10 protein-coding genes and 2 pseudogenes are annotated in these 7,299 nt (G+C 66.6%); 7 read left to right on the top strand and 5 right to left on the bottom strand.

Annotation, left to right across the window (positions count from 1 at the left end; translation table 11 throughout):
* The first annotated feature begins 137 nt into the window (after positions 1-137).
* Both EAH89_RS30075 and EAH89_RS30070 read left to right on the top strand, forming a co-directional pair.
* Complete coding sequence (locus tag EAH89_RS30075; RefSeq protein ID WP_140887737.1) at positions 138-1,037, top strand: ATP-binding protein; 900 nt, start codon at positions 138-140, stop codon at positions 1,035-1,037.
* 48 nt (positions 1,038-1,085) lie between these two features.
* Positions 1,086-1,472, top strand: coding sequence for a hypothetical protein (locus tag EAH89_RS30070; protein WP_140887735.1), 387 nt, complete (start codon positions 1,086-1,088; stop codon positions 1,470-1,472).
* Positions 1,473-1,488: 16 nt separating this feature from the next.
* On the opposite strand, the gene EAH89_RS30065 is transcribed toward EAH89_RS30070, so the two are convergent.
* A complete protein-coding gene (locus EAH89_RS30065) occupies positions 1,489-1,668 on the bottom strand; it encodes a hypothetical protein (protein WP_140887733.1) in 180 nt (59 codons plus the stop codon).
* Positions 1,669-1,825: 157 nt separating this feature from the next.
* Here EAH89_RS30065 and EAH89_RS30060 point away from each other — a divergent pair, with 157 nt between their 5' ends.
* Positions 1,826-2,089, top strand: coding sequence for a hypothetical protein (locus EAH89_RS30060; RefSeq protein ID WP_140887731.1), 264 nt, complete (start codon positions 1,826-1,828; stop codon positions 2,087-2,089).
* A 236-nt stretch (positions 2,090-2,325) separates the two neighbouring features.
* Here the strand turns inward: EAH89_RS30060 and EAH89_RS30055 are convergent, their stop codons facing one another.
* Together EAH89_RS30055 and EAH89_RS33360 are read right to left on the bottom strand one after the other, a co-directional pair.
* On the bottom strand, positions 2,326-2,556 hold the full coding sequence (locus EAH89_RS30055; RefSeq protein ID WP_140887729.1) for a hypothetical protein: 231 nt from the start codon (positions 2,554-2,556) through the stop codon (positions 2,326-2,328).
* A 339-nt stretch (positions 2,557-2,895) separates the two neighbouring features.
* The gene (locus EAH89_RS33360; protein WP_338325564.1) at positions 2,896-3,150 is read right to left on the bottom strand and encodes a transposase; all 255 of its coding nucleotides are present in this window, start codon (positions 3,148-3,150) and stop codon (positions 2,896-2,898) included.
* A 188-nt stretch (positions 3,151-3,338) separates the two neighbouring features.
* Between EAH89_RS33360 and EAH89_RS33685 the strand changes: the two genes are divergently transcribed.
* Positions 3,339-4,208: an IS110 family transposase gene (locus tag EAH89_RS33685; RefSeq protein ID WP_408906339.1), complete on the top strand. Its 870-nt coding sequence runs from the start codon at positions 3,339-3,341 to the stop codon at positions 4,206-4,208.
* Positions 4,135-4,467: a transposase gene (locus EAH89_RS33680; protein ID WP_408906338.1), complete on the top strand. Its 333-nt coding sequence runs from the start codon at positions 4,135-4,137 to the stop codon at positions 4,465-4,467. Before EAH89_RS33685 ends, EAH89_RS33680 begins: the two co-directional genes overlap by 74 nt.
* Here the strand turns inward: EAH89_RS33680 and EAH89_RS30040 are convergent.
* Positions 4,412-4,654 carry a helix-turn-helix domain-containing protein gene (locus tag EAH89_RS30040; protein WP_277753914.1) on the bottom strand — a complete coding sequence of 81 codons (243 nt, stop codon included), beginning with the start codon at positions 4,652-4,654 and terminating at the stop codon, positions 4,412-4,414. The genes EAH89_RS33680 and EAH89_RS30040 overlap by 56 nt on opposite strands.
* A 734-nt stretch (positions 4,655-5,388) precedes the next feature.
* Between EAH89_RS30040 and EAH89_RS30035 the strand changes: the two genes are divergently transcribed.
* Positions 5,389-5,634 (top strand): hypothetical protein, encoded by a 246-nt coding sequence (locus tag EAH89_RS30035; RefSeq protein ID WP_140887723.1) that lies wholly within the window; start codon positions 5,389-5,391, stop codon positions 5,632-5,634.
* A gap of 23 nt (positions 5,635-5,657) precedes the next feature.
* Here EAH89_RS30035 and EAH89_RS30030 read toward each other — a convergent pair.
* Positions 5,658-6,935 (bottom strand): annotated as a pseudogene (locus EAH89_RS30030) (IS701 family transposase); the annotation flags it as partial.
* Between the two features lie 127 nt (positions 6,936-7,062).
* On the opposite strand from EAH89_RS30030, the pseudogene EAH89_RS30025 reads away from it, so the two are divergent.
* Positions 7,063-7,299, top strand: a pseudogene (locus EAH89_RS30025) (IS481 family transposase); the annotation flags it as partial.

Below are 7,299 nucleotides of genomic sequence, written 5' to 3'. Positions count from 1 at the left end.
CGTCGGCGGCCCGGGAACGCGGCCGGTGTCGAGCGCCTCGCTCGCATGATCGAGGACGCGACCCGCCGCGGCGCCTCCATCACGCAGCGGCTGCTCACCTTCTCGCGCCGGGCGAGCTGCGGGCCGAGGCCGTCGAGGTGTCGGCCCTGCTGACCGGGCTGCGCGAGGTGCTGGCACACACGCTGGGCGCCGGCGTCGAGACCGTGGTTGCGGTCACGGCGGGTCTCCCGCCGCTGCTGGCGGACCGCGGGCAGCTCGAAACGGTGCTGGTCAACCTCGCCACCAACGCGCGCGACGCCATGCCGGGCGGCGGCTGCCTCACCTTCTCGGCGAGCGAGCAGAGGATCCCGGACGGTCCTGCCAAGCGCCTGCCGCCGGGCGCCTACCTCCGCCTCCTCGTTGAGGACACCGGCACCGGCATGGACGCCGCGACCCTCGCCCGGGCCATGGAGCCGTTCTTCACGACCAAGGCCGCGGGCAAGGGCACCGGCCTCGGCCTGGCGATGGCGCGCGGCTTCGCCGAGCAGTCGGGCGGCGCGCTGACCGTCTCGAGCGAGCCCGGGCGCGGAACCGAGGTCGCGCTCTGGCTGCCGGTGACCGACACGGCAACGGACGGGAGAGCGGGCGTAACCGCCGTGAGCGCGACGGAGGCGGTCGCCGGGCGCATCCTGCTGGTGGACGACGAGGATCTCGTGCGCGAGGTGCTGACCGAGCAGCTGGCGGACCACGGCTACGGAGTTGTGCAGGCCGAGGGCGGCGCGACCGCGCTCGCTCTGCTCGACGCTGGTGAGGAAGTGGATCTGCTGGTGTCGGACCTGTCCATGCCGGGACTGGACGGAGTCGCGCTGATCCGCGAAGCGCAGCGGCGCCGCCCCGGGTTGCCGGCGATCCTGCTGACGGGCTACGCCGGCGACGCGGCGGCGCTGGCCCTGGACGGCGCGGTGCGCGGCTCCTTCAGCCTCTTGCGCAAACCGGTCACTGCGGTCCAGCTCACCGACCGCGCGGCGGCCCTCCTGGGGGCTGCGCGACCAGGGTAGCACACGGCCACTCCGCGGCAGCCGGAACGCCTTATCGAAGTGAGATCCATGCCCACCGAACTGCGCCACCTCATCTTCTCGGTCACCGAGGTGGTGGAGGCGATCACGAGCCACAATCGCGCGCGCGGGGTGGCGATGCCGAGCGGCACGGTCGTGGGCGCCGGCCTGACCGAGACGCCGGCCGACGCGCCCGTCAGCTTCTCCATCCTCGTTCGGCCCGACCGCGCCCTGCCCGGTGCGGAGAAAGACAAGCCGCAGAAGGTGACGCTCGGCGGCGCCGACCTGATGGCTGCGCTGATCGGCCACTGCCGGAGCTGCAGCATTCCCGTGCCGATGAAGGGAACCAAGTCCCTGGAGCGCTTCGGATCGCAGCTCGGGCTGGTGATCACGCTGGGTCGTCCGCCTGGCGCTGCGGCGGAGAGGCCGAGGGGCTGAGCGCCCGCGCGTCGTGCTACGGCGTGCCCTCGTGGGTGACGCCATGGGCCAGGAGGAGAGCGAGAAGGCCGGCGAGGAGTTCGTCCGCCTCGGTGAGGTGCAGCGCTCGCGCGTGCTCGGCCAGGGCGCGGGTGGCGTCGAGGGCGAGGGCGAGGCGTTCGGCCGGTTCGGGCAGGCCTTGGCCGTCGTCGGGCATGGAGCGCTCCTGTTAAGACAACCCGCCTCTTTGTGCTTTCGTTGGGCTTTAGCAACTCTTAGATCGAGTGGTAAACGAAGGGTAAATCGCAGCCTGGAACGACCGCAACAGGAAGGGCGGAGGCGAGGCGCGAAACCTTTCGTGAAAGGCCGCAACGATGAGCGAAGGGTTCGACCCACCGGAAGATGACCTTGACCGCCTGGTAGCGGCGTCCATCGCGGGGGCCCTGGAGGTGATGCTGCGGCGAAGCGCGGCGGGCGATCGCCTGGAACTGATCCGCACGCTGCGTGGGCAGATGGAGCAGGTGCTGGCGGAGGCGCCGGTCCGGGGCGACTTGGTCCGCGGGATCGCGTTGCGAACACGCTTGGCAGCACTGTTTGACGCCGAGTTCACCCGCCTGGAGGCGGCCGAGGAAGGCTGAGAGCAGGCCGGGCGCCTGCTGATAACGGAAACTTCGCTGTTGGTCCGCAGAGTGGCGACGTGGCGGGCCCGGACCGACAGACCGGGGGCGAGGTCAAACGCATGGTCAAGATGATGCGGCAGTGGAGGGCGCTGGTGGTCGATGTGCTTTGCTACGAGGATCTCGCCGCGCAGTAGAGCCATAAACGGATTGCGTGTCGACCTCCGCGGTGGTGAAGGCCCTCGGGGCGGAGAGACCTACGCGTAGGCCTTGGCGATCTGCTCGCGGGTGGGGACCGGCGGGCGGACGGGCGCTTGGGTCGCCGGACCGACGAGCGACAGCTCCATGAGACCGGCGGCGTTGCCCAGGATGGCGGCGGACTGCGCGTCGCCCTGCTCGGCCGCGTAGTCGGACAGGCACTGCAGGGTAGCCAGGACCGAGCGCAACTCGCTCTGGAAGCGGCGATCGGAGGTCAGGCGCAGCGACATGGAGGGTGCACTCGGGCCAGGGGTTGAGGTGGGTTTTTCAGAGCACTGAAGATGTATGCAATCTCCTTAACGGATCGTATTGAAGCAAGACTTCCTCAACACGATGGTTGCAAGGTTCCACACCGCGGCAGAGACGCCAAAGGAGGGTACCCGGCCAAGACGCTGAATCGGCACGGAATGGCTTTTATCGACGGAAACGTTAGCTTTTGTAGCCTCCCCTGGTGGTGATCGGAGGATATGCCATCCTCCAATGATAACGATGCTGCACTGATAGTTGAGGTGCTTCGTGGTCACTCACAGCCCGGTCTGAACCAGCACCTTCAGCAGACGCTGCTTGCGCTAGGAGAGGAACTGCTCGCGCAGGAGGAGCCAGACGCGCTCGATGAAGTTCAACTCGGGTGCGTAGGGCGGTAGAGGGACCAGAGTGACGTTGGTGAGCACACGGAGCTGCCGTGAGCCGTGCCAGCCTGCCTGCCTGCTCGAGCACGAGGACGGCGTGGACGTCGGGCGCGAGGGTAGCGGCGAAGTGCTCCAGAAACACGCCCATGGCCATGGTGGACACCACCGACAGGACCGGGGCGAAGCTGGTCGCACAGCCTCGCGGGCGCTGGCCGCGCATCCACCAGCGATGGCCGGTGCGGCCTTTCTGGCCCACCCTGGCCTCGTCCTGGAACCAGAGTTCGATCCGCTGACCTGGATGATTGGCGGCGACCGCGGCTACGGCGCGGCGCAGCCCCCTTGTATGAGTTGGGGCGGCTATTCTCTCTGCTGCCGGACTTGGGATGGCCATTTCAAGCCCGGTGGTCGGTGGTCGGATCGCAGTCCCCAGAGCCGTTACGGGCTGGGCAAAAGCAGGATCGCTACCGTCCTTCTTCATCGGACCCGGATGGTTGCTGGAACAGCAGGTTCGGATCAACCGCAAGGATGGGTCGACGAGGATGCCCAATATCTCAACCATGCCGGCTTCGGCCGGTATCAATGTCTCCAAGCGTACCCTCGACGTGGCCGTCACCGGGAGCACCAAGCGCTTCACGGCACCCAATGATGCTGACGGACATGCCCTCATCGCCGACCGCCTGCGAGACTTGGGTGTGCAGCGCGTCGGTCTTGAGGCTTCCGGCCACTACGAGGCCGCAGTCACACAGCACCTTCGCCAGCATGGCTTTGTGGTACTCGTCCTCGACCCCATGCAGGTGCACGGCTGGCGCCGCTTCCAAAAGCGGCGAGCCAAGACCGATCCGATCGACGCCGCGCTGATCGCCGAGGTCACCGCCGCTGCCGACGCGAGCCGCCGGGCTCCGGATCCGCGCCTGGCACCGCTCGCCGAGCACCTGACCCTCATCGAGCAGCTCGCCGAGGACATTGCCCGCCTTAAAACACGCCTTGAACGCTACGCCGAGGCTGCGTCGCTACGCTTCCTCCAAGCTGAGATCCAGCCGCCTTGCCAAGTGCCGCGCCAAGCAACTCGTACGCCTGCTGGGCCGGCTTCGGGCCGAGCCCGACCTTGCCCGCCGCCTCGATATCCTGCTCAGCATCCCAGGCGTCGGCGACATCACCGCCGTGACTTTGGTGATCCCCATGCCCGAACTCGGTCGCCTCAGCCGCGCCGAGGCTGCTGCGCTGGTCGGTGTTGCCCCCTTCAATGCCGATAGCGGCGAGCACGAAGGACGCCGACACATCGCCGGTGGTAGGAGCCGCCTCCGCCGCGCGGTCTTCCTCGCTGCCTTTACCGCAGCTCAGCATTGGAACCCTTTGCTGAAAGCAACCTACCGACGCCTCCGCGAAGCCGGTAAGCACCACACCCTCGCCACCGTTGCCTGCGCCCGTAAGCTCGTAGCCATCGCCAATGCCCTCATCACTCGAGACGCAACATGGCAACCGGAGCCGCCCCCTCGAGCTGTCGCGAACTGACTGAACCTACCGAAACGAAAAGCATGGTTGCTTTTGCAAAGGCGGCCTTGGCTGCCTCGTCGGCCTCGGGGTGCCGCGGCCTGGTCTTTTGGCGTGACAGGTCCAGTCCCCTCACCACCCGCGACAGGCTGGCCGGGTGAAGGCGCTTGTCGAAGCGGCGCTCAATCCAGCGGCACAGCATCGGCAGCGTCCACTCCGCCCCGCCATCCCGCTCCAGTCAGGCCCGCGCAGAATGGTGGCGACCAGCACCGCCTGCTCGGGCTCGCTCAGCGTCGGAGGCCGACCCGGCTTGAGCCTGTCTCGCAAGCCTTCCAAACCCTCGGCGTTGTCCGGCGCACTGCCAGCATCCGCGTCGCCGTCCGTAGGTTCTCCTTACGCCGCGCCAAACGTCGGAGATCGCCTGCACTCGCCACGTCCCTCCGGATCTCCAGTGCACGCCCCATCGGCCTACCCCGCCAAGTCATACCAGAAGCGAATCACCATCCCCGCCCATGCGGAAATCACACCAGAGTCGGTTCATCCGCTCGACGGCATCATGCCCAAGAAGGCGAGCACAGAGGGATTAGAGACAGGGACGCCCGGGGGCGCGACGCCGACCAAGGCGGGCAAGGCGGGCAAGGCGGCAAAGCCGGTCAAGGGAGCCAGGCCAAACGCCCTGTAGCAGCCCTTACAGCCGCGCGAAGACCTCGCGGCCGTCCCGGTTTTTGTTGGGCCGCCAGTCTCTCCACCGCGGCCCATCCCATATGCATCGTCGGGCGTGCGCCCGGCCAGGGCGGACTGGGGCCGTCCGGCGTTGTAGTAGCCGATCCACTTTAGGAGCCTCACCCGCAACTCGGATCCAGCTTTAAGGCATGGGTGTAATACACAAGACACCATAGAACAGGCTTACTTAAGAAAGATGACGAAGGAACGAAACAGGCAATGACAGAAAATGAAAAACTCGTCGCCTCGATTGAGGGTGTCTTGCTGATGGTTGAGGAACTTGTGGAAGCTCTCACGGCGAGCAACCCAGGCCTATCTGTGGCATTGGAAGAGCGAGTGAAAGTAAAAATAAATAAACTCGCAGAGGCGGACGATGAGGAAGGCTTCTACAAAGCGATGGCGTTGCAGGTAGTGCTGAAAAAAATTCAATCGAACAACCGCTTACGTTCGTCAAAGTCTCGGTGACCATCTGAGCTCGACTTTGGCCATCAGGCGGCGTGGCAGATGGCGTAAGCCAAGGCGCGTTGGAGTTCTGGTCGGGGTTTCGCAACATGGCGGTTGCGCCGTGACGTGAGCAAACCCTGCTCGCGCCAGATGTGGCGTCGCACGGCAGCGAGGGTGTCGCTGAAGGTTGGACGTGGTTTGCGATACCAGGCACTGCTGTCTGCGGCCTCTCGGTCTGACGGCCTGAGCTGCGCGGCCAGGAGGGTGACGAGGGAGAACAGCGCGAGCAGGCATGGCGTGGTGCGGGCGACGGCGAGGTTCGACCATTGGCGCTGGGTTTCGACGCCGAGATGCGCCCTGGTTTCCTGAAAGGTGACCTCCAGTTGCCAGCGTTGGACGAACCAACTGAGGATCTGCTCGGGCGCGCGGTGTAGGTCGGTGCACAGCAGAGCCTGCGGGGCGAACCGTTGTTGGGGATCGCGGACCGACACCCAGCGGATCGGCACGATGGGCATGCCGCCGTGACGCCAAACGGCGGTCGCGGTGCAGACTTCGACTTCGCGCTCGCCCTCGCCGTACCAGCCCGGGACCGTCACCGGCTGCCAGCGCGTGTGGGTGCCCTTCAGCACCTCGGACAGGTTCGGGAGCCGGGCACCTTTGGTGCGGGGGCGGCCGTTGGTTCCGCGCAGTCGAGGCGGCGCCGGGTCGTAGAGCGCCGCATCGAGGCGCAGGCGCGTGATGCTGGTGACCTTGTGGTGGGCGAGCTCAGCCAACAGCTCCAGAGCGGCGAAGCCGCTGTCGCCGACCACCACGATCTCTCGCTGCGGCAGCCAGCGACGGGCCTGCACCACCAGCTGGCGTGCCCAGTCGGTGAGCTTCTTATGTTGGAGGCCGTGCACCCGGCAGTACCGCTCCGAGGGCGCCAGGGCGGTGAGGAAGGGAAGTGCCCAGATCCGCCCGGCCCAAGGGACCGGCGCCAGCAACATCAGGCTGATCCAGCGCAGGCCGGAGGTCTTCACGAAGTGCCCGTGGCTGGAGCGCACGGGGTCGCGGTAGATGCCTTTGGCGGCGATCCGCTTGCCGCGGCGGCGCTCTATCGTATCGTCGATGCCCAGCACCACCGGCCCGCTCGGCGCGAAAGCCCTGATAAGGTGGCCCAGCAGGAGACGCGACGCCGCTCGGGAGCTCCAAGCCGCCCGGCTGAGCACCCGGTGATAGTTCACGAAGCGCCGTTCCCGTGCGAGCCCGGCGACGCGCAGCAGGCTGGTCACCGTGCGCTTGCCCGGTGCCAGAATGGCCCCGATCAGAAGCACCTCGGCGTGGCGCCAACTCCGCTAAAAAAAACTACGCCAGCAAAGTTAGCTGGCGTGCAGCTTGTTCCAGCTCGGCTAGGTGTTTGATCCCAGGGTTTGATGGTGCAGTCTTCTCCCCTGAGCGGAAGGACGCACTATGGGCCAGGTTCTCCATGGCAGCGCCACAACGACGGAGGCAATCCGTCGAGCGATACAGCATAGTCAAGAGAGCCTGAGAGGGCTGGCCAAGCGCTATGGAGTGAACCCGAAAACGGTCGCCAAGTGGAAGGCGCGTGGGTCTGTCACCGATCTGCCGACTGGCCCGAAGGAGCCAAAGTCCACGGTTCTCTCGGTCGAGGAGGAGGCGATCATCGTCGCCTTCCGCCGGCACACC

It is taken from the genome of Muricoccus nepalensis (assembly GCF_006438825.1).
In the GTDB taxonomy this organism is placed as follows: domain Bacteria; phylum Pseudomonadota; class Alphaproteobacteria; order Acetobacterales; family Acetobacteraceae; genus Roseomonas; species Roseomonas nepalensis.
The sequence above is the reverse complement of the archived record's forward strand: the minus strand, read 5'-3'. Positions and strand labels throughout refer to the sequence as shown.